Annotated in this window: 18 protein-coding genes and 3 tRNA genes; 11 read left to right on the top strand and 10 right to left on the bottom strand. The window is 73.2% G+C overall.

Annotated elements, in window-relative coordinates; genetic code table 11:
- Window positions 1–125: 125 nt before the first annotated feature.
- The gene (locus ACFO9I_RS12330) at window positions 126–1,295 is read left to right on the top strand and encodes an RCC1 domain-containing protein (protein ID WP_379181220.1); all 1,170 of its coding nucleotides are present in this window, start codon (window positions 126–128) and stop codon (window positions 1,293–1,295) included.
- 69 nt (window positions 1,296–1,364) lie between these two features.
- Here the strand turns inward: ACFO9I_RS12330 and ACFO9I_RS12325 are convergent.
- Window positions 1,365–1,440 (bottom strand) — tRNA-Lys (locus ACFO9I_RS12325).
- A 60-nt stretch (window positions 1,441–1,500) separates the two neighbouring features.
- A complete protein-coding gene (locus ACFO9I_RS12320; RefSeq protein ID WP_379181218.1) occupies window positions 1,501–3,072 on the bottom strand; it encodes a phytoene desaturase family protein in 1,572 nt (523 codons plus the stop codon).
- Between the two features lie 111 nt (window positions 3,073–3,183).
- On the opposite strand from ACFO9I_RS12320, the gene ACFO9I_RS12315 reads away from it, so the two are divergent.
- From ACFO9I_RS12315 to ACFO9I_RS12300, 4 genes are all read left to right on the top strand, one after another.
- Window positions 3,184–5,208: an ATP-binding protein gene (locus ACFO9I_RS12315; RefSeq protein WP_379181216.1), complete on the top strand. Its 2,025-nt coding sequence runs from the start codon at window positions 3,184–3,186 to the stop codon at window positions 5,206–5,208.
- Between the two features lie 82 nt (window positions 5,209–5,290).
- The gene (locus tag ACFO9I_RS12310) at window positions 5,291–6,235 is read left to right on the top strand and encodes a pirin family protein (protein ID WP_379181214.1); all 945 of its coding nucleotides are present in this window, start codon (window positions 5,291–5,293) and stop codon (window positions 6,233–6,235) included.
- A 125-nt stretch (window positions 6,236–6,360) separates the two neighbouring features.
- Window positions 6,361–6,639, top strand: a complete 279-nt coding sequence (locus ACFO9I_RS12305; RefSeq protein WP_379181212.1) for a hypothetical protein — start codon at window positions 6,361–6,363, stop codon at window positions 6,637–6,639.
- Window positions 6,640–6,709: 70 nt separating this feature from the next.
- Window positions 6,710–9,466 (top strand): DEAD/DEAH box helicase, encoded by a 2,757-nt coding sequence (locus tag ACFO9I_RS12300; RefSeq protein ID WP_379181210.1) that lies wholly within the window; start codon window positions 6,710–6,712, stop codon window positions 9,464–9,466.
- A 54-nt stretch (window positions 9,467–9,520) separates the two neighbouring features.
- On the opposite strand, the gene ACFO9I_RS12295 is transcribed toward ACFO9I_RS12300, so the two are convergent.
- From ACFO9I_RS12295 to orn, 3 genes are all read right to left on the bottom strand, one after another.
- The gene (locus tag ACFO9I_RS12295; protein WP_379181208.1) at window positions 9,521–10,405 is read right to left on the bottom strand and encodes a bifunctional helix-turn-helix transcriptional regulator/GNAT family N-acetyltransferase; all 885 of its coding nucleotides are present in this window, start codon (window positions 10,403–10,405) and stop codon (window positions 9,521–9,523) included.
- Between the two features lie 83 nt (window positions 10,406–10,488).
- Window positions 10,489–10,564: transfer RNA gene (locus tag ACFO9I_RS12290), tRNA-His, on the bottom strand.
- A 41-nt stretch (window positions 10,565–10,605) separates the two neighbouring features.
- Window positions 10,606–11,253 (bottom strand): oligoribonuclease, encoded by a 648-nt coding sequence (gene orn / locus ACFO9I_RS12285; protein ID WP_379181206.1) that lies wholly within the window; start codon window positions 11,251–11,253, stop codon window positions 10,606–10,608.
- Window positions 11,254–11,325: 72 nt separating this feature from the next.
- Here orn and ACFO9I_RS12280 point away from each other — a divergent pair, with 72 nt between their 5' ends.
- The 4 genes from ACFO9I_RS12280 to ACFO9I_RS12265 are packed head-to-tail and all read left to right on the top strand — an operon-like array spanning window position 11,326 to window position 13,879.
- Window positions 11,326–11,799, top strand: a complete 474-nt coding sequence (locus ACFO9I_RS12280) for a MauE/DoxX family redox-associated membrane protein (protein WP_379181204.1) — start codon at window positions 11,326–11,328, stop codon at window positions 11,797–11,799.
- A gap of 2 nt (window positions 11,800–11,801) precedes the next feature.
- Window positions 11,802–12,530, top strand: a complete 729-nt coding sequence (locus ACFO9I_RS12275) for a DsbA family protein (RefSeq protein WP_379181202.1) — start codon at window positions 11,802–11,804, stop codon at window positions 12,528–12,530.
- A 35-nt stretch (window positions 12,531–12,565) separates the two neighbouring features.
- Complete coding sequence (locus ACFO9I_RS12270) at window positions 12,566–12,829, top strand: hypothetical protein (protein ID WP_379181200.1); 264 nt, start codon at window positions 12,566–12,568, stop codon at window positions 12,827–12,829.
- Between the two features lie 12 nt (window positions 12,830–12,841).
- The gene (locus tag ACFO9I_RS12265) at window positions 12,842–13,879 is read left to right on the top strand and encodes an adenosine deaminase (protein ID WP_379181198.1); all 1,038 of its coding nucleotides are present in this window, start codon (window positions 12,842–12,844) and stop codon (window positions 13,877–13,879) included.
- 105 nt (window positions 13,880–13,984) lie between these two features.
- Here the strand turns inward: ACFO9I_RS12265 and ACFO9I_RS12260 are convergent, their stop codons facing one another.
- Genes ACFO9I_RS12260 through ACFO9I_RS12250 form a run of 3 tightly spaced genes read right to left on the bottom strand, consistent with a single transcriptional unit; the run spans window position 13,985 to window position 17,093 of the window.
- Window positions 13,985–14,695 carry a glycosyltransferase gene (locus tag ACFO9I_RS12260; RefSeq protein WP_379181196.1) on the bottom strand — a complete coding sequence of 237 codons (711 nt, stop codon included), beginning with the start codon at window positions 14,693–14,695 and terminating at the stop codon, window positions 13,985–13,987.
- Window positions 14,692–16,035 carry a PIG-L family deacetylase gene (locus tag ACFO9I_RS12255; protein WP_379181194.1) on the bottom strand — a complete coding sequence of 448 codons (1,344 nt, stop codon included), beginning with the start codon at window positions 16,033–16,035 and terminating at the stop codon, window positions 14,692–14,694. The genes ACFO9I_RS12260 and ACFO9I_RS12255 overlap by 4 nt, the downstream gene beginning before the upstream one ends.
- The gene (locus tag ACFO9I_RS12250) at window positions 16,032–17,093 is read right to left on the bottom strand and encodes an acyl-CoA dehydrogenase family protein (RefSeq protein WP_379181192.1); all 1,062 of its coding nucleotides are present in this window, start codon (window positions 17,091–17,093) and stop codon (window positions 16,032–16,034) included. The genes ACFO9I_RS12255 and ACFO9I_RS12250 overlap by 4 nt, the downstream gene beginning before the upstream one ends.
- 107 nt (window positions 17,094–17,200) lie before the next feature.
- Here ACFO9I_RS12250 and ACFO9I_RS12245 point away from each other — a divergent pair, with 107 nt between their 5' ends.
- Complete coding sequence (locus ACFO9I_RS12245) at window positions 17,201–17,863, top strand: DNA-binding response regulator (protein WP_379181190.1); 663 nt, start codon at window positions 17,201–17,203, stop codon at window positions 17,861–17,863.
- A gap of 45 nt (window positions 17,864–17,908) precedes the next feature.
- On the top strand, window positions 17,909–18,175 hold the full coding sequence (locus ACFO9I_RS12240; protein WP_379181189.1) for a response regulator transcription factor: 267 nt from the start codon (window positions 17,909–17,911) through the stop codon (window positions 18,173–18,175).
- Here the strand turns inward: ACFO9I_RS12240 and ACFO9I_RS12235 are convergent.
- Together ACFO9I_RS12235 and ACFO9I_RS12230 are read right to left on the bottom strand one after the other, a co-directional pair.
- A tRNA-Arg gene (locus tag ACFO9I_RS12235) sits at window positions 18,144–18,217 on the bottom strand. The genes ACFO9I_RS12240 and ACFO9I_RS12235 overlap by 32 nt on opposite strands.
- A gap of 89 nt (window positions 18,218–18,306) precedes the next feature.
- Window positions 18,307–19,797 carry an N-6 DNA methylase gene (locus ACFO9I_RS12230; protein ID WP_379181187.1) on the bottom strand — a complete coding sequence of 497 codons (1,491 nt, stop codon included), beginning with the start codon at window positions 19,795–19,797 and terminating at the stop codon, window positions 18,307–18,309.
- Window positions 19,798–19,827: the final 30 nt, after the last annotated feature.

The raw sequence follows: 19,827 nt of genomic DNA, 5'->3' as shown, positions 1-19,827 counted from the left end.
ATCGTAGGCACGACCGAGGTGAGCAGGTCGGGTTCGGCCCGGACCCGACGGCGTCGTACCCGAAGGTGGTCATGACGCGGCAGCGGCGGCGTTCCTAGGCTGAGGCCCCTGCCCACGGAGGACTCATGCACGGACACTGCAGAGCGGTCAGGATCGTCCTCGGCCTCGTCCTGGCGCTCACCGGCGCGGTCGCGGTCACGCCGGACGCCCGGGCGCTGGCCCCGCAGGCGCTGGCGCCGCCCGGGGTGCCGTGGACCTGGGGCGGCAACTCCTACGGCCAGCTCGGCATCGGGACGACCTCCCCGCGCCTGGTGCCGGGGCCGGTCAGCACCCTCGGCGACGTCGTCGACCTGCACGGGGGACGCGAGCACGTCGCGGCCCTCCGGTCCGACGGCAGCGTCTGGGTGTGGGGCAGCAACGTCCAGGGCCAGCTCGGGCTCGGGACGTCGGGGAACAGGCTCACTCCGACCCGGGTCACCTCGCTCAGCGGCGCCGTCGCGGTCGAGACCGGCCACAACCACACCGTCGTGCTGCTGGGCAACGGGACCGTGTGGACCGCGGGGCTGAACAGCGACGGCCAGCTCGGGGACGGGACGACCACCAACCGCCGGTCGTTCGTCCGGGTCCAGGGCCTGAGCGACGCCGTGCTCATCGCGGCCGGCCGCGACATGTCGTACGCCGTGCGCGCCGACGGCACGGTCGTCGGCTGGGGCCGCAACGCGGAGGGTCAGCTCGGGGACGGGACGACCACCCGACGCCTCACGCCGGTCCGGGTCGGCCAGCTGACCAACGTCACCGCCATCGCCGGCGGCCGCGACCACGGCCTGGCCGTGCGGTCCGACGGCACGGTGTGGGCCTGGGGTGCCAACACCTACGGCCAGGTGGGCGACGGGTCCCAGACGAACCGGCGCGCGCCGGTCCAGGTGGCCTCCGGGGCCGTCGACGTGAGCGCCGGTGCGCACCACTCCCTGGCGCTGCGCGCCGACGGGCGGGTCCAGTCGTGGGGCCGCAACTACCGGACCGAGCTCGGCGACGGCACCACCACCAACCGCTCGCGACCGGTCTTCGTGCTGAACGTCTCCGGGGCCACCTCGATCGGCGCCGGTCGCGACACCGGGATGGCCGTGCTCGGCGACGGCACGGTGCGGGTCTGGGGGCACAACGCGAGCGGGCAGCTCGGCGACGGCACCACCACCAACCGCTCGACCCCGATCGTGCTGCGCGGGGTCAGCGGCGCCACCAAGGCGGCCGGCGGCGGGGCGGCGTACTCGACGGTCCTGGTCGACCACCGCTGAGCCTCGCCGCACCTCGACGACGCCCGGGAACGACGAAGGGCCGGTCCGTGTGGACCGGCCCTTCGCGGGTGGTACGGCATCAGGGACTCGAACCCCGAACCCGCTGATTAAGAGTCAGCTGCTCTGCCAATTGAGCTAATGCCGCGTGCGGTGAAGCGAGAAGAACTCTAGCAGCGGCCGGGCTGCGAGGAGAAATCGGGGGCGGTCACCGGGACTCGAGGACCGCCTGCGCGGCGTTGTGGCCGCCGATGCCGGAGACGAAGCCGCCGCGTCGTGCGCCCGAGCCGCACAGGAGCACCGACGGCGCCTCGGTCTGGACGCCCCACCGCTGGGCCGGAGTGTCCAGCCGCGCCCGGTTGGAGGCCCACGGCCACTCGAGGTCGCCGTGGAAGATGTGCCCGCCCGGCATCGCCAGGTCGGCCTCGACGTCCTGCGGGATCTTGGCCTCGATGCAGGGCCGCCCGTCGGCGTCGCGCGCCACGCAGGACTCGATCGGCTCGGCGAAGTGCTCGTTGAGCGCGGCCAGCGCCCGCTCGACCGCCAGCGCCTTGGTGGCGGCCCGGTCCTGCTCGAAGAGCGCCGCGGGGGTGTGGATGCCGAAGTAGGTCATCGTGTGCGTGCCGGCCGGGGAGTCGCCCAGGATCGAGGGGTCGGTGAGGGAGTGGCAGTAGACCTCCCCGGGCATGGTGGCGGGGAGCCGCCCGGCGGCGGCGTCGTCGTACGCCGCCTGCAGCTGGGTGTAGTCCTCGGCCACGTGCAGGGTGCCGGCGAAGGCGACGGCCGGGTCGATGCCCGATCGGAGCCGCGGCAGCCGGTCGAGCAGCAGGTTGATCTTCAGCTGGGTGCCCTGCGGCTTGCCGGCCGGGTCCTCGCCCTCGCCGAGCAGGATCCGCAGCACCCAGGGCGCAACGTTGGCGAGCACGAACCGCGCCGAGACCGTGTGGTCGCGGCCGCCGTCGTGCCAGGTCACCTCGGCGCCGTCGCCGGCGTCGCGGATGCCGCTGACCCCGGCCGAGGTGATGATCTCGGCGCCGGCGGCCGTCGCCGCCCGGGCCAGGGCGTCGGTGACCGCGCCCATCCCGCCGACGGGCACCCGCCACTCGCCGGTGCCGTTGCCGATCACGTGGTAGAGGAAGCAGCGGTTCTGCACCAGCGACGGGTCGTGCACGGAGGCGAACGTCCCGATCGCGCTGTCGGTCGCGACCACCCCCCGGACCGTGTCGTCTGCGAAGCGCGACTCGATCACCTCGCCCAGCGGCGTGGTGACGAAGTCGCGCCAGATGCCGGGGTCGACGTCGGCGCGGATCGCCTTCTCGGTCGGGAGGGGGGAGAGCAGCGTCGGCGCCACCACGTGTGCGAGGTCGGCCACGTCGGCGTGGAACTCGCGCCAGGCGTCGTACTCCGCGTCCCCGCCGGTCAGCTCGGCGAACGACCGTCGGGTCGCCTCGCCCTCGGGCCGCTCGACCAGGAGACCGGTGGGCTTGCCGTCCCGGACGACCGGGGTGTACGACGCGGTCGAGCGGGACGCGAGCCGGATGTCGAGGCCGAGGTCGTCGACCAGCTGCTCGGGCATCAGCGAGACCAGGTAGGAGTAGCGCGAGAGCCGCGCGGGCCGACCGGGGAACGCGGTCGCCGACACCGCGGCGCCGCCGGTGTGCGCCAACCGCTCGAGGACGAGCACGGAGAGTCCCGCGCGGGCGAGGTAGGCGGCCGAGACGAGGCCGTTGTGCCCGCCGCCGACGACCACCACGTCGTACTGCTGCTTCTCCGAAGTCACCACGCCAAGGTAGCGGTCTCTGAGACCCTGAGGGCAGCCACCCGGCGCCGCTCCGGCGACGCCGTGGTGGCCGATGTGTGGATCGATGCGTGCGAACGACGGGGAGGGCCGGTGGAGACGAAGTCCTGGCGGCTCCAGGTCGCCGCCCTCATGGGGGCCGTCGTCGGGTTCGGGCTCAGCGCGGTCGTCGCGGCGCCGGACGGTGGCACCGGGATCGGCATCTGGCCCGTGGGCGGTGCCGTGGCCGCGCTGCTGCTGACGCCGCGCCAGCGGGTGCCGCACGTGACGGCGCTCGTGCTGACCGTCGCCCTGGCCACGATCTGGGCCGGCGGGCGTTCGTGGGGCGTCGCGCTCGGGCTCGCCGCGGGGATCGCGCTCGCGAGCTGGCTCGTGTGGAGGTTCCTGACCGAGGGGCGCTCCGGCCGGCCGCCGTTGACGGACAACGCCGACCTGACCAGGTTCTACGCAGCGACGGCCGTCGGCGCGCTGGTCGTCGCGGCCACGGCGATGGTCACCTCCGCGCTCAGCGGCTTCGGCCACCCCGCCCTGACGGCGCTGACCATCGGCACCGCCCAGCTCTGCTCCCTGATCACCGTGCTGCCGTTCTTCGCCCGGCTGCGCCACCACGAGTCGACGGCACCGACGTACGAACGCGTGCTGCAGTGGTTGCTCATCGTGACCATCACCCCGCTGGTCTTCCTGCCGCACGAGTTCCCCAGCCTCGTCTTCCTGGTGATCCCGCTGCTCGCCTGGGGCGGCCTGCGGGGCAACCCCTACGAGGCGCTGGCCCAGACGATGGCGGTCTTCGGCATCGCCATCGAGCTGACGACCTACGGCTTCGGTCCGTTCGCCGACGTGCCCCGGACCTACGGGCTGCCGATCGACGCCCGGCCGATCCTGCTGGCGGTGTTCGGCATCGCCTGCGCGGTCGTCGTGGTGCCGATGATGCTGGTCGTGGGGGAGCAGCTCGCCGACGCGCGCCAGGCCGCGGCCGAGCGCGACAAGGTGCAGCGCATCGTCAACGGCGCCACCGGGATGGCCATCATCGGCACCGACCAGGCGGGCCGGATCACCCTCTTCAACCCCGGAGCGCAGCGCCTCTTGGGCTACGCGCCCGAGGAGGTGATGGGGGAGTCGACCCGGATGCTGCACAGCGACCGGGCGGTCGCCGAGAAGGCGCGCGAGCTGGGGGTGCCCCACGACTTCGTGGCGGTGGCCCTCGCGCTGACGGACCCGGGGATGGCCGGCACCGACATGGTCTTCACCCGCAAGGACGGGGTCGAGCGCAACCACTCGCTGACCCTGAGCCGGCTCGAGGACGACCGCGGCCGCACGCTCGGCTACGTCAGCACCTCCGAGGACGTCACCGAGCGGGTCGAGGCCCAGGCCAAGCTCGTCGAGGCGCTGGAGACCGAGCGCACCGCCGGGGAGCGGCTGCGGGAGGTCGACCGGGTCAAGGACACCTTCGTCGGCAGCGTCAGCCACGAGCTGCGCACCCCGATCACCAGCATCGTCGGCTACCTCGAGATGCTGGAGGAGGGAGCGTTCGGCGACCTCTCCCCGGCGCAGTCCGACGCGGTCCGCCGGGTGAGCGCGAACAGCTCCCGGCTGCTGCTGCTCATCGACGACCTGCTCACGCTCTCCCGGGTGGAGGACGACGGGCTGGTGCTCGCCGACCGGGCGCTGGACCTGCGCGCGCTGGTCCGGGCCGGCCACGACGTGGTCGCGCCCGCGTGGGAGGCGCGCGACCTCAAGGTCCACCTCGAGCTGCCGGACGACCCGGTGCCATTCCTGGGGGACCGGGACATGATCGAGCGGGTCGTCGTCAACCTGGTCAGCAACGCGGTGAAGTTCACGCCCGACGGCGGGCACGTGCGGATCGGACTGACGGCCGAGGGTGACACCGCGCTGGTCGAGGTGGTCGACACCGGGCTCGGCATCCCCGCCGAGGAGCAGGGCCGGATCTTCAGCCGGTTCTTCCGGTCCTCGCTGGCGCAGAAGCAGGCGATCCCGGGCAGCGGCCTGGGGCTGTCGATCACCCGCGCGGTCGTGGAGAAGCACGGCGGGCGCGTCGAGCTGGACTCCGCCGAGGGCGAGGGGTCGACCTTCTGGGTGTGGTTGCCGGTCGTGGTCTGAGCCAGGCCCCGTCGCGCACCCCTGCCGGAATATCCAATCTTCAACTATCGTTGGACCCGGTGACTTCCGAGGAGGTGGGCCGATGCCCGCGATCACCGTTCCCGACCTGACCGTGCTCGACCGGATCCGGACACCCGGCCTGGGCGACCAGCCGCGTCCCGTGTGGCAGGTCACGACCGCCCCGCAGGGCTACGAGGGGGAGGGGTTCCCGGTGCGGCGCGCGTTCGCCGGCATCGACCTCGCCCACCTCGACCCGTTCGTGATGATGGACCAGATGGGCGAGGTCGAGTACGCCCCCGGCGAGCCCAAGGGCACGCCCTGGCACCCGCACCGCGGCTTCGAGACCGTCACCTACATCATCGACGGCGTCTTCGACCACCAGGACAGCCACGGCGGTGGCGGCACCATCACCAACGGCGACACCCAGTGGATGACGGCCGGCTCCGGCCTGCTCCACATCGAGGCGCCCCCGGAGTGGCTGGTGCAGAAGGGTGGCCTCTTCCACGGCATCCAGCTCTGGGTGAACCTCCCGCGGGACGCCAAGATGAACGCCCCGAAGTACCAGGACCTGCGCTCGGGCGAGGTCGCGCTGCTGACGTCGTACGACGCGGGCTCGCTGGTCCGCGTGATCGCCGGGTCCGTGGACGGCCACGCCGGCCCGGGCTCGACGTACACCCCGATGGCGCTGGCGCACGCCACCCTCGAGCCGGGCGCGCGCCTCGACCTGCCGTGGGACGTCGACTTCAACGCGCTCGTCTACGTGCTGAACGGGCACGGGACGGTCGGTGACGGGACGCCCGTCCACACCGGGCAGTCCGCGGTGTTCGGCGCGGGCGACTACCTGACCGTGACCGCGGACCGCAGCCAGGAGAGCCGCTCGCCGAAGCTCGACGTGATCATCGTCGGCGGCCGGCCGATCCGCGAGCCCCTGGCCTGGGCCGGGCCGTTCGTGATGAACACCAAGGCCGAGGTCCTGAAGGCCTACGAGGACTTCCAGCGGGGCCACTTCGGGCACGTCCCGGCCTAGAGCGCACACCCGGCCGGCGTTGCCGGACACCCGCTTCCTGCGGTTTCGGGGGCGGGAGGCGCCCGGCGCCCCTACCCTGAGCGGGTCGCCCGGACCTCTCGGGCGGAGCGGGAGGACGGTGCCGGATGAGTGGCTCGATGCTCTACACGATCGGGACCGCGCTGAACCACGCGCGCGACCACGCGCTCGAGGTGGACCTGCTCGTGGGCGGCCAGTGGATGACGGGGGTCGTCGCGGCCGTCGACGGGTTCGGCGTGCTGCTGGTCTCGGACGGTGACCACGCCGTCGTCCGCGCGGAGGCCGTCTCCGCGGTGCGGATCGCCGGTGGCCCCCCGCAGCGGTCGGAGATCGCCGCCCACGTCCGCCCGATGCCCGGTCCCGAGCCGGCCGCGACCCGCGACTGACGTCCGGGATCACCGGTCCGGGGTGCGTCGGGGCGGCCCCGGGGCCGCGGCTGCAGCATGATGGCTCGCTGTGACCGGTCCCGAGCTGCGCCGCCACCAGGCCGAGGCGCTCGCCGCGCTGGAGCGGAGGTGGGCGGCGCGGACGACCCGGACCTGGGTGACGCTGCCGCCCGGCGCGGGCAAGACGCTCGTCGGGCTGCGCACCGCGGCCGCGATGCTGGCCGGCGGCAGCGTGTCCCGGGTGGTGGCCTTCGCGCCCAACACGGCGATCCAGGGGCAGTGGGCGGCCCAGGGGTCCGCGCTGGGGCTGGAGGTCGGGACCGACCGGGTTCTCGACGAGCCGGTGACCGCCCTGACCTACCAGTCCCTGGCCGTCTTCGACGCGGACGCCGAGGTCGACGACGACGGTCTCGAGGGCACGCTCCTGGCCCGGCTGCACCCGGGCGGCCGGGCGCTGGTCGAGGAGCTGTCGGCCTGCGGACCGGTGCTGCTGGTGCTCGACGAGTGCCACCACCTCCTCGAGGTGTGGGGCCGGCTCCTGGCCGAGCTGCTCGACCGCCTGCCGCAGGCCGTGGTGCTGGGCCTGACCGCCACCCCGCCGACGGCGCTGCCGGCAGACCAGGCGGCGCTGGTGGAGGAGCTCTTCGGGGACTGTGCGTACGCCGCGTCCATCCCGGCGCTGGTCCGCGAGGGCGACCTGGCACCGTTCAGCGAGCTCGTCTGGCTCGCGTCACCGACCGCGGCGGAGTCCGCGTGGCTGGCGGAGTCCGCAGCCCGGTTCGCCGAGCTGCTCACCGACCTCACGGACCCGGAGTTCGGCTCGACGCCCTTCCTGTCGTGGCTCGACGCGAGGTTCACCGATCCCGACGTGCCCTGGCTGAGCGTGCTGCGCACCGAGCCCGACCTCGCCCGGGCCGCCCTGCGCGCCCACCATGCCGGCATGTTGGCGCTCCCGCCCGGCGCCCGCCTCGCCGAGGAGCACCGGGTCGACCCCACCTCGGACGACTGGGTGCTCCTCGTCGAGGACTGGCTGACCCGGTGCGTGCGGGCCTCCTCCGACCCGGCGGACGAGGAGGTCGTGGAGGCAGTGCGGCGAGCCCTGCCCTCGGTCGGCTACGTGCTGACCCGGCGCGGCATCAGGCGGGGACGCTCGGTGGTCGACCGCGTGCTCGCGAGGTCGGAGTCCAAGACGGTGGCGGCCACGGCGATCGTCGCCCACGAGCAGGCGACGCTCGGGGACCGGTTGCGGATGCTCGTGCTCTGCGACCACGAACGGGCCTCGGCGCTGCTGCCGGCGGACCTCGACCGGGTCATGGACGCCCAGTCCGGGTCGGCGGTCGCCGTGGTCGCCGGGCTGGTCGCGGACGCCGGGACCGCCGGGCTCGACCCGATGCTGGTCACCGGCTCGACGGTCGCGGCCTCGGCGACGACCCTGGCCGCCTTCCGGGAGTTCGTCGCCGCCCGTCCCCGGGCGGCGGAGGCCGACCTGGCCGCGCGGCTCGAGGTCCAGCCGATGCCTGAGGCGGAGGGTGTGGCTCGGCTCGTCGGTCCGTGGTCGAGCCGGACCTGGGTGCGGCTGGTGACGGACTTCTTCACGGCCGGGGGCACCCGGGTCCTGGTCGGCACCCGCGGCCTGCTCGGTGAGGGCTGGGACGCCCCGGCGGTGACCGGGCTCGTCGACCTGACCGCGGTCACCACGACCACGGCGGTGACCCAGACCCGGGGCCGCGCGCTGCGCGTGGACCCTGCCTGGCGGGAGAAGGTGGCGGTCAACTGGACGGTCGTGTGCGTGGCCGACGACCACCCCCGGGGCGGCAACGACTGGGACCGGCTGGTCCGCAAGCACGCGGGCTACCTCGCCCTCGACCAGACCGGCGAGGTCACCGACGGCGTCGCCCACTGCGACTCGCGGTTCTCGGCCTTCGCCCCGCCCGACACGGCGGACTTCGACGCGATCAACGCCGAGATGGTCGTGCGCAGCCAGCGGCGTCACCTGACCGCGGAGGCGTGGGCGGTCGGCACGCCGTACGTCGACGCGGCCGTGCCGGCGATCCGCGTCCTCGCCGAGGAGCGTTCCCGGCTCGGGTCGGCCAGCACGCCCGCTCCGGTGGTCGCCGGCCCGACGGAGCTCGCGGTCCGGGACGCCGCGCTGCTCGGTAGCAGCCCCTGGCCGGCGCTGCTCCTCGGTGCCGGCGGGCTGTCCGGGGCGGGTGCCCTGCTCGCCGGCCACGCCGCGCTCCTGGGTCTCGGCGTCGTCCTGCTGGTCGTGGCCTGGTTCGTCCGCCGGGGGCAGCGCCGGGCGCGCGGGACTCGGGTTCTGGCCGCCGCCTGCGTCCCGCCGTCGGTCGCCCAGGTGGCGTGCGCCGTGGCCGACGCCCTGCACGCGGCCGGACTGTCCCCGGCGGGCTCGGACGCGGTGCGGCTCCGGGTCGAGCCCGGCGGTGAGTACCGCTGCGTCCTCGAGGGGGTGGGGGAGCCCGAGGCCGAGACCTTCGCGGTCGCCGTCGACGAGGTGATGAGCCCGCTCGGCACGCCCCGCTACGTCGTGCCCCGGTGGGTGGTGCCTCCGGGCCCGTGGCCGTCGAGGACCGCGCTCGCGGCCGCGTCCGGCCGGGCGGAGGCGACCGCCGAGACCTGGCACGCGGTGCCGACCGTGCTCGGCGTCAACGCGGGGCGGGCCCGCGCCTTCGCCCGGGCCTGGCAGCACTGGGTCGGCGGCGGCGAGGCGGTCTTCACCGGCTCGCCGGAGGGCGCCGGCGTGCTGGCCGCCCAGGCGGGGACCGATCCGTTCGCGGTCACCACCCTGATGCGCCGGCACTGGGGCTGACCGCCCCCGGGTCGTGTGGCTCCGAGTGCGCCCGGGCGCACTCACCCCCACGACTCACACCAGGGGCTTCTCGAAGAACGCCTCGGCGTGGGGGTTGTCGTTGTAGCGCTCGATGCGCCGGTAGCCCGCCCGCTCGTACATCGCGATGGCCTCGGCGAGCGAGTCGTTCGTGTCCAGCCGCACCGTGGCGTAGCCGAGGGCGGCCGCCTCGCCCTCGAGGTGACGCAGCAGCCGGGACCCCAGGCCGGCGCCGCGCAGCGACGGGTGCACCCACATGCGCTTGATCTCCGCGGTGCCGGGGGCCAGGCGCTGGACGGCTCCGCAGCCGACCACGCGGTCCTCGTCACGCGCCACCACGAAGATCCCCTCCGGCGGGCTGAACGCCGCCGCGTCGTGGGTCCATGCGTCGCCGGGGTCGAAGCCGCCGGGAAACCGCTCGTCGAGCTCGTCGAAGTAGCTGCGCACCGCGGCGACCGCCTCGGGGGCGCTCGCCGCGACCGGCTCGAGGTCGAGGGTCGCGGCCCGGACGAGCAGCTCGGCGGTCGCCAGCGCCTCGTCGAGCCGGGCACGCTGGGACTGCGACAGCGGGGCGACCAGGTCACGGGCCAGCCGCTCGGAGCGGTCCTCGAGGCTCTGCCACTCCTCGAGCCCGCGTCCGGTCAGGGTGGCCAGCCGGCGGCGCCCGTCCCCGGGGTCGGGCACGACCTCGACGAGGCCGTCGTCGGCGAGCTGGCGCAGCAGCCGGCTCAGGTAGCCCGAGTCGAGCCCGAGCCGCTGCCGGAGCGTGAGCACGCCGGCGCCGTCCGGCCCGATCTCGAAGAGCAGGCGCGCGAGGCCCAGCGGTCGGCCGGACCCGAGGAACGACTCGTCGAGGACCCCGACCCGCTGGGTCCAGGCTCGGTTGAAGCGGCGCAGGACGGCGTACGGCGATGCGGCCATTCTCTGACCCTAGTCAGAGAAACCGGTGCGTCAAGGAGCGGGATCGACGAAGCCCCGCCTGCGTTGCAGGCGGGGCTCCGGACTGGGGTGAGTAACGGGACTCGAACCCGCGACATCTGCGACCACAACGCAGCGCTCTACCAGCTGAGCTATACCCACCAAGGCAGATCCCGGCAGTGCCGGGATCGGTGAGGAGTGTACTAGTCCTTGCCGGTTTTCCCCGCATCGGGCTCGTCGCCGGTGAGACCGGTCAGCGCGCCGCCGTGCCGGGCCGCGATCGCGCGGGCGGCCTCGCTCTCGGGGCCGGGGGAGGGCACGAACACGGCCTCGCGGTAGTAGCGCAGCTCCTCGATGCTCTCCTGGATGTCGGCCAGGGCCCGGTGGTTGCCGCGCTTGGCCGGAGCCTGGAAGTAGGCGCGCGGGAACCAGCGCCGCGCGAGCTCCTTGATCGAGGAGACGTCGACGATCCGGTAGTGCAGGAACGACTCCAGCTGGGGCATGTCCCGTGACAGGAACGCCCGGTCGGTCGCCACCGTGTTGCCGGCCAGCGGGGGACGGCTGTTGTCGGGGCAGTGCTCCTTGATGTAGGCCAGCACCCGCTCCTCGGCCTCGGCCATGGTGATGCCGTGGTCGAGCTCGGCCAGCAGGCCGGACGTCTCGTGCATGGTGCGCACGAAGTCGTTCATCTGCTCGATCGCCTCGGTCGGAGGCTTGATGATCAGGTCGATGCCCTCACCCAGCACGTTCAGGTCGAAGTCGGTGACCAGGGCCGCCACCTCGATCAGGGCGTCGGCCTTCAGGTCGAGCCCGGTCATCTCGCAGTCGATCCAGACCAGTCGTTCGTTCACGTGACGCACCCTACTGCGCCGCACCCCCGGACTCTCAGGCGAGATTCAGCCCGGCCACCTAGGGTCGGAGGCGTGAAGGAGTGGTTCGGCCTGGTCGCGCGGCTGGTCACCGGGGGCGTCTGGATCGCCGCCGGTGCCGTGAAGCTGCCGGACCCGGCCACGAGCGTGCAGGCGGTCCGCGCCTACCAGCTGCTGCCCTCGTCGCTGGTGCCGACGGTCGGTCAGCTGCTGCCCATGGTCGAGATCGTGGTCGGGCTCTGCCTGGTCCTCGGCGTGCTCACCCGGGGCGCCGCGGTGGTCTCGTCGCTGCTGTTCCTCGGCTTCATCGTGGGCATCGCCTCGGTCTGGGCGCGCGGGATCACCATCGACTGCGGATGCTTCGGCGGCGGCGGCTACGACCCGGACGCCCGGTCGCAGTACCCCTGGGAGATCGCCCGCGACGTCGCGCTCCTGATCCTGTCCGGCTACCTCGTCGTGGTCGGGCGCACCCGCCTGGCCGTGGACAACCTGCTCTTCCGTCGTACCCCCGCCCCTGAAGGACGCTGACCTTGTCGAAGAAGACCGCCCGTGACTCCCGCGCCGAGCGGGCCGCCGCAGCGCTGAAGGAGCAGCAGCGGGCCGAGCGGCGCCGGGCCACCCTGATGATCGGCGGGGTCGTCGTGGCCATCCTCCTCGTCGTGGTCGGTGGCTTCCTCGTCAACCGGGCCCGCGACACCAGCACCGACGTGAGCGCGCCCCCGGCCGGCACCGGCGACTACGGCGTGGCCATCGGCCAGAAGGACGCGCCGCACACCGTGGTGATCTACGAGGACTTCCTCTGCCCCTACTGCGGTGAGCTGGAGAAGGTGAGCCACGACGAGCTCGCCTCGCTCGCAGACGAGGGCAAGGTGTACGTCGAGTACCGCCCCTTCAACCTGCTGGACACCGACTACTCCGTCGCCGCCGCCGCCGCGTTCAAGGTCGTCCTCGACGAGTCCGGACCCGACGTGGCCAAGAAGTTCCACGACCTGCTCTACGCCGACCAGCCCGAGGAGTCCGGCCCCTACCCGGACAGCAGCTGGCTGGTGGACAAGGCCGTGGAGGCCGGCGCCACCGAGTCGGACGTGCGTGACGGCATCGAGAGCGGGGCCGGCAAGTCGTGGGTCGAGGACGCGTCGAAGGCAGCCGACGCCGCCGGGGTGCGCGGCACGCCCACGATCCTGCTCGACGGCAAGGTGTTCACCGACGGCCGGACCGTCGACCAGCTGTCGCAGAACCTGGTCGACCAGCTCGGCTGAGCGCCCGGGGCGCGGGCGCGGCCTAGGCTCGGGCCATGCAGGTCGAGCGGGTGCAGCGCTGGGTGATGTCCGCCCTGCTGCTGACGACCGCGACCATCTTCGCCGGCGGGCTGTCGGTGCTGGCCGGGTCGGTCGACCGGGCGGGCGCCGAGCCCGGCCTGCTCACGATCGCCGCCGTCGTCGGTCTGCTGGCCATGGCGGGGGTGCGCCTCATCAACGAGAAGCCGGTGCTCTCACCGTGGCTCCTGCTCGGCGTGGTGCCGGCCCTCGCCATTTGGTACTTCGCGATCCACCGCTGACATCATCGGCTGGTGAGCACCCAGCACCCTCTCTCAGCGTTCGTGGCCGGCCTGCCCAAGGCCGAGCTGCACGTCCACCACGTCGGCTCCGCGTCGGCCCGGATCGTCAGCGAGCTCGCCGCCCGCCACCCCGGCACGGTCCCCAGTGACCTCGAGGAGCTCCAGCGCTTCTACGAGTTCCGCGACTTCGCCCACTTCGTCGAGGTCTACCTCGCGGTCGTCGACCTCATCAAAACGCCCGAGGACATCCGCTACCTGACCTACGAGGTGGCCCGCGAGATGGCGACCGGCCAGAGCCTCCGGTACGCCGAGCTGACCTGCACGCCGTACACCTCCGTGCAGCCGCACGTCGAGGGCAAGGGCATGCCGATCGAGGCCTACACCGAGGCGATCGAGGACGCCCGGGTCGCCGCCGAGCGCGATTTCGGTCTGGTGCTGCGCTGGATCTACGACATCCCGGGCGAGTCCGGGGTGCCGTCGGCCGACGCCACCCTCGACTACGCGCTGAACCACCGGCCCGAGGGCCTGATCGGCTTCGGCCTCGGCGGGCCCGAGATCGGGGTGCCGCGGCCGCAGTTCCAGCCGCACTTCGAGGCGGCGCGGGCCGCCGGCCTGCGCAGCCTGCCGCACGCCGGCGAGACCACCGGCCCCCAGACGGTCTGGGACGCGCTCACCCTGCTCGGCGCCGAGCGGATCGGGCACGGCACGTCCTCGGCCCAGGACCCCGAGCTGCTCGCCCACCTGGCCGAGCGAGGGATCCCGCTCGAGGTCTGCCCGTCGTCGAACATCGCCACCCGTGCCGTCGCCACGCTCGACGAGCACCCGATCCGGGCCTTCCGCGAGGCCGGCGTGACGATCACGATCAACTCCGACGACCCGCCGATGTTCGGCACCGACCTGAACCGTGAGTACGAGATCGCGGCCGACCTGCTCGACCTCGACGAGGAGGGCGTCGCCGACCTCGCCCGGGCCGCCGTGCACGCGTCGTACGCCGACGACGACGTCAAGAAGCGCCTGCTGGGCGAGATCGACGCGTACGTCGCGGGCTGACCGGCCCGCACATGCGTCGGCCGCGCCAACTCATACTTGGCGCGGCCGCCCTTGTTCTACCCACCCGGGCGTGGGATCCACGCATCCGGAGCGGTGTCGTCCTCGTCACGTCAGCCCGTCGAGGTAGTCGGCGAAGCCGCCCGAGAGCCGACCGCGGCGACGTGCGGACGTCGTGACCGCGGTGGTGCTCGTCGCGATCCAGGGGAAGCCGGCGCACCGGACCGCCTCGACGAGGAGCGCGTCCTCGTGCAGCGGCACCGCCGGGAAGCCGCCCACCTGCAGGCAGGCGTCGAGCGAGAGGCCGAGGTTGGCCCCGTGCACGTGGGGGTGGCCCTCCTGCAGGCGGTGACGCTCGTGCCAGGCCCGCCACCGGCGGGCGTCCAGCCCCTGCCGGTCGGGGCGGACCGCGCCGACGACCATCGCGAAGCCCTCGGCGGCCAGGTCGAGCTGCCGGGTCAGCCAGTGCTCCGGCACGACCGTGTCCGCGTCGGTGTTGGCCACCCACACCCGCCGCTGGTGGGCCCCGGCGCCGAGCGCGACGGCCCGCTCCACCCCCGTCCGCCGGGCCAGGCCGACGCAGCCGGCGGTCGTCTCCACGACGTCGGTCCCGGCCCGGGCCGCAACGAGCGCCGTCGCGTCGGAGCAGCGGTCCGCCACGACCGTCACGGAGGTCCGCACGTGCGGATGGGTCCGGACCAGGTGGGCGACGGCGCCGGCCACCGAGTCCAGGCACGCAGGCAGCAGGTCCTCCTCGTCGTGCGCGGGCACCACCACGTGCACGCGGTCGTACGCCGTGGTGCGGTGGCCGTCGCTCACGCCGACGGCTCGGGCCACTGCTCGGCGGGGGCGAGCACGGAGATCTCCACGTCGCGGTCCTCGTAGCGCGCCATCTCCGGCGGAAGGGAGCTCGCGCGGAACCGCTCGTGCACGTCCGGGCCGTCGAGGACCCAGCCCTCGACCGGGTGCCGCCAGTGGCACAGGAGCACCACCCCGCCCGGCTCGAGACAGCCGCCGATCCTCGCGATCAGCCGGTCCAGGCTGCCCGGGCTCAGGAAGTAGCCGGTCTCGGACACGACGACCAGGTCGAACCGGCCCTCGGGCCAGTCCCGCGGCACGTCGCACTCGCGCACCTCGACGGTGCTCCAGTCGGCCAGGCGGGCGCCGGCCCGGGCCACCGCGGTGGGGCTGCGGTCGACCGCCACCAGCTCGTCGCAGCGGGTCGCGAGCTGCTGGGCCAGGGCGCCGGTGGAGCAGCCGATCTCGAGACCCCGGCGGAACCGCGGCCGGGGCAGGGCGGCCAGCGTCAGCTGGCGCTTGCGCTCCTCGTACCAGCGCTCGTCGACGCCCCACGGGTCCGCCTGCTGCTGGTGGAGGTCGTCGAGGGCGGGGTCGGCCAGGGGCTCGGTCACGAAGTGCTCGACCGGTGCGTTGAAGTGGGCCAGCACCCGGTCGGGCAGGAGCACCCCGTCGCTGGGCGCCGGTGACAGCGGCCGGACCTGGGTGGTGTGGGCGTGGATGGCGAGCCACTTGCGCTGGGTGACCTGGGCCGAGAGGTCGAGGCGTCGCATCTGCGGCCAGGGGGCGGCGTCGGGCTGGTCCTTGTGCCACATCCAGATGGGGTACTCCGCCAGCTTCGCGCCGGTCCGCTCCGCGGCGGCCGCCGCCGCCCGGCCCGCGGCCTCGTGGTCGGGGTGCCCGTCGCGGCGCCAGGGCGCGGCCAGCAGCGTGGCGCGGCCGTCACCGATCAGGTCGACCAGGCTCGCGGTCACCTCCGCCTCCACGTCGGCGACGCCGCCGTCGGAGGCGCCGAGGAAGACCAGCGGGGCCTCGGGCGCCAGGATGCCCAGGGCGCGCTCGGCCTCGGCGAGGCGGCGGGTGGCCAGCGCGTGCCGGCTCAGGGTGGGGGAGTCGGGGTGGGAGGCCTCGCCGGCGGTGAGCAGCACGACGTAGACCGTCAGGCCGGCGGCCGCGGCGGTCGCGATCAGCCCGCCGGCGCCCAGGCTCTCGTCGTCGGGGTGCGCCGCGACCACCACCAGCCGGGAGCAGGGCACCTCCCCGTTGACGAGCGTCAGCTCGGGGACCGCGCCCCAGGAGGGGTGCCGGCGCCAGGCCGCCGCGTCGGTGCCGGTGCCGTCGTGGGTGAAGGCCGCGGTCACCAGGGGCCTCCGTCCGTCGGGGTGCTGCCAACGACCCGGTCGCCGAGGGCGGCCGCATCGCGCTCCGCGTGGTGCTGGCGCACGTAGAGGAGCAGGTCCGCCACCCGCGCCGCGTGCTCGGGCTCCAGCGCCAGGGGCCCCGGACCCAGTGCGTGGTCGGCGACCACGAGCACCCGCTCCACCGCGTCGGCGACCACGTGGCGGACCCGCAGGGCGAGGGCCGCGCCTGCCTCACCGGTGGCGGCTCCGTCGTCGACCTGGCGGGCCGCCTCCGCGAGCACGGCGCGGGCGGCGGTCAGGGTGGCGTCGAGGGTGCCGACGTGCACGAGGGCGACCTGGTCGGGGGTGCGCTGCCGCGCCTGCTGCAGGACCCGGCGCGCGACGCCCACGGCGCCGCCGTACCAGACCGCCGCCACCCCGATGCCGCCCCAGGCGAAGCCGTCGCGGCGCAGGTACCACTCCGGTTCGCCGACCGGCGTGGCCGGCGCGCTCTCGAAGCGGACCGGGCCGGAGGGGACGTCCCGCAACCCGCGCGCGTGCCAGGCGTGCTCCACGGGGCGGACGCCCGGGTGGCGCAGGTCGACCGCGAACAGGGCGCGCCGCGTGCCGTCCACCCAGGCCGTGACCAGGGCGTGCGTGAGGTGGCCGGCCAGCGAGCACCAAGGCTTGGTGCCGGAGAGCAGCCAGTCCCGGCCGTCGTGGGCGGCCTCGAGGCGCACGCCGGCACCCTCGGCCGCGAAGACGCCCCACGTGCTCCCGTCGGCCGGTGCGGGGGATCCCGACTCGGCGAGGATGGCCCGCGCGTCGAGGTGGGGCTCGAGGGTGCGGGCCACGGAGAGGTCGCTGGACGCCACGGTGGCGAGCGCCTCCCACAGCTCGGCCGTGGAGCCGCGCCCCGGCAGCGGCAGCTGGTTGCCCCAGGACCGGGCGAAGTCGACGGCGGACCGCGGAACGTCGTGGGCCGCCTCGCGGGCGGCCTCGGCCACGAAGCCGAGCGAGGCGCTGACCAGGCCCGGCTCGCGCCGCAGCAGGACGGGCGGGCTCACCTGGTCGGACACGGGACTCCTCCGGTTCGGCGACTGCCGCCCGGGCCCGGGTGGCACGACACGGTAGGAGATCACGGCAACCCGTCGCTTCCTCCGCCAGGGTGAAATACAGTTTCGCCATGGCCCCCGACCAGACTCCGCCGATCCGGCTGGCGATCGTGAACGACTACGAGATCGTCGTCGCCGGCGTGGCGGCCATGCTGGCGCCCCACCAGGACCAGGTCACGGTCGTCGAGATGGACTCCGGGATGCCGGTGATGAGCAACGTCGACGTGATCCTCTACGACACCTTCGGGCAGGTGCAGGGTGACGGCGTCGACCTCGAGGACCTGGTGCACGGCAGTGGCGCGAAGGTCGTCATCTTCAGCTGGAACGTCCAGCCCGAGCTCGTCTCGCGCGCGGTCACCCGCGGCGCCGCCGGCTACCTCTCCAAGGGCATCGGGGCGAAGGAGATCGTCGACTCCCTGGTGCGCGTGCAGGGCGGCGAGGTCGTCGTACCCGCCCGGGAGGACGGCCTGGACCGGAGCGCCGGCGTGTGGCCCGGCCGCGAGTGGGGGCTGACCGAGCGGGAGGCGGAGGTGCTGGCCCTGATCACGCAGGGGTTGAGCAACCAGGAGATCGCCGACCGCAGCTACCTCAGCATCAACTCGGTGAAGACCTACATCCGCACCGCCTACCGCAAGATCGGCGTCACCCGTCGGTCACAGGCGGTCGTGTGGGGGATGAAGCACGGCTTCGAGCCCGACCGCCTGCGCGTCGTGGAGGCCACCGGCACCGAGTGATCCCGGGCAGGTGTGGGATCGCGACATCGGGGTACCTGCCCCGACGTGACCGTCTCGGACCCCCTCACCGACCTCACGCGACGCGAGGCGCAGGTGCTCGCGCTCATCGCGCTGGGCAGGAGCAACCAGGAGATCGCTGCCGAGCTGTACGTCAGCGTGAACTCGGTGAAGACCTACATCCGCACGGGCTACCGCAAGATCGGTGTCAGCCGCCGCGTCGAGGCGGTCAGGTGGGCGATGCAGCACGGGCTCGAGGCGACGGTGCTGCAGGACCTCTCGGCGCCCCCGGCAGGACTCGAACCTGCGACCTAGAGATTAGAAGGCTCTTGCTCTATCCAGCTGAGCTACAGGGGCGGGGGATCGGAAATACAGTCGGGAATGACATCGGGATTGCAGCGATGTAGTTCTCCGTGGCTGACGTCCGGCCCGCGGGACAGTATGCCTCAGTCCGTCCGATCCGTTCCGGAGGCCGCCTCAAGCGCGGCCGCCACGGCCTCGAACTCGGCGAGGGCGGCGGTGAGGTCCTCCACGATCTCCCGGGCGATGATCTCGGGCGCCGGGAGGTTGTCCATGTCCTCGAGGGACTCGTCACGCAGCCAGGTGATGTCGAGATTGGCCTTGTCCCGGGCCACGAGCTCGTCGTAGGTGAAGGACTTGAACCTCTCGGTCTCCACCCGCTCCGCCCGGTCCTTGCCGGGCAGGTAGCAGTCGACGAAGTCGTCGAGGTGCGGCCGGCGCAGCGGGTTCTGCTTCAGGGTGAAGTGCTGGTTGGTGCGCAGGTCGTAGACCCACAGCTTCTCCGTCCAGGGTCGCTCGGCCGCCGGCTTCTTGTCGAAGAAGAGCACGTTGGCCTTCACACCCTGGGCGTAGAAGATGCCGGTGGGCAGGCGGAGCATCGTGTGGAGGTCGAAGTCGCGCAGGAGACGCCGACGGAGGGTCTCGCCGGCACCGCCCTCGAAGAGCACGTTGTCCGGGAGCACCACGGCGGCCCGGCCGTTGATGTCCAGGATCGTCGCGATGTGTTGAACGAAGTTCAGCTGCTTGTTCGAGGTGGTGACGATGAAGTCCTGCCGCTCGATCTCGCGGTCCTCGCGGACCTCCCGGCCGTCCGCGCCCACCATCGTGAGGCTGGACTTGCGCCCGAACGGGGGATTTGAAAGGACGACCGACCAGCGTCTGCCGGGGTCGGCGATGAGCGCGTCCTTGACCTCGATCAGGGACGGCCCGTTCGCGGTGCCGATGCCATGGAGAAGGAGGTTCATGGCTGCGAGGCGTGCGGTTCCGTCGACCAGTTCGTAGCCGTGCACGAAGCTGTCCCGGAGGTGGTCGCGCTGCTTGGGCGTCAGCTGTGCGGCATCCCGTGCGGCGTACTCGTGGGCGGCCAGGAGGAATCCGGCGGTGCCCGCTGCGGGGTCCGCCGCGGTGTCGTCCGGGGTCGGCTGGACGCAGTCGACCATGGCCTGGATCAGCGGCCGAGGAGTGAAGTACTGCCCGGCCCCGGACTTGATGTCCTCGGCCCCCTTGGACAAGAGCTCCTCGTACGCGTCGCCCTTGATGTCGGTGCCGGTGGCTGACCAGTTCTCCTTGTCGATGAGGTCGACGATGAGTCGCTTGAGTTTGGCTGGGTCTTGGACCCGGTTCTGCGCCTTGCGGAAGATCGTGCCCAGGGTGCCCGGCTGCTTGGCCAGACCCAGCAGGATCTGGGTGTAGGTGGTCTCCAGCTCGGCGCCCTCGGCGTCGAGGAGCTTCTGCCAGGAGTACTCCTCAGGCACGATCTGCTCCGGCCTGAGGGTCCGGGTGGCCCGCTCGTGCGCCATCTTGAGAAAAAGCAGGTAGGTGAGCTGCTCGGTGTACTCGATGGTCCCGACGCCGTCGTCGCGCAGGACGTTGCAGTAGGACCAGAGCTTGTCGACGAGGCGACGGGAGTCAGACACGGGTTGTCTCTCTGTGGCTGGGAACCAGTT

The organism is Nocardioides sp. GCM10023255, from assembly GCF_042653125.1.
In the GTDB taxonomy this organism is placed as follows: domain Bacteria; phylum Actinomycetota; class Actinomycetes; order Propionibacteriales; family Nocardioidaceae; genus Nocardioides.
This window is presented reverse-complemented; position numbering and strand designations above follow the sequence as displayed.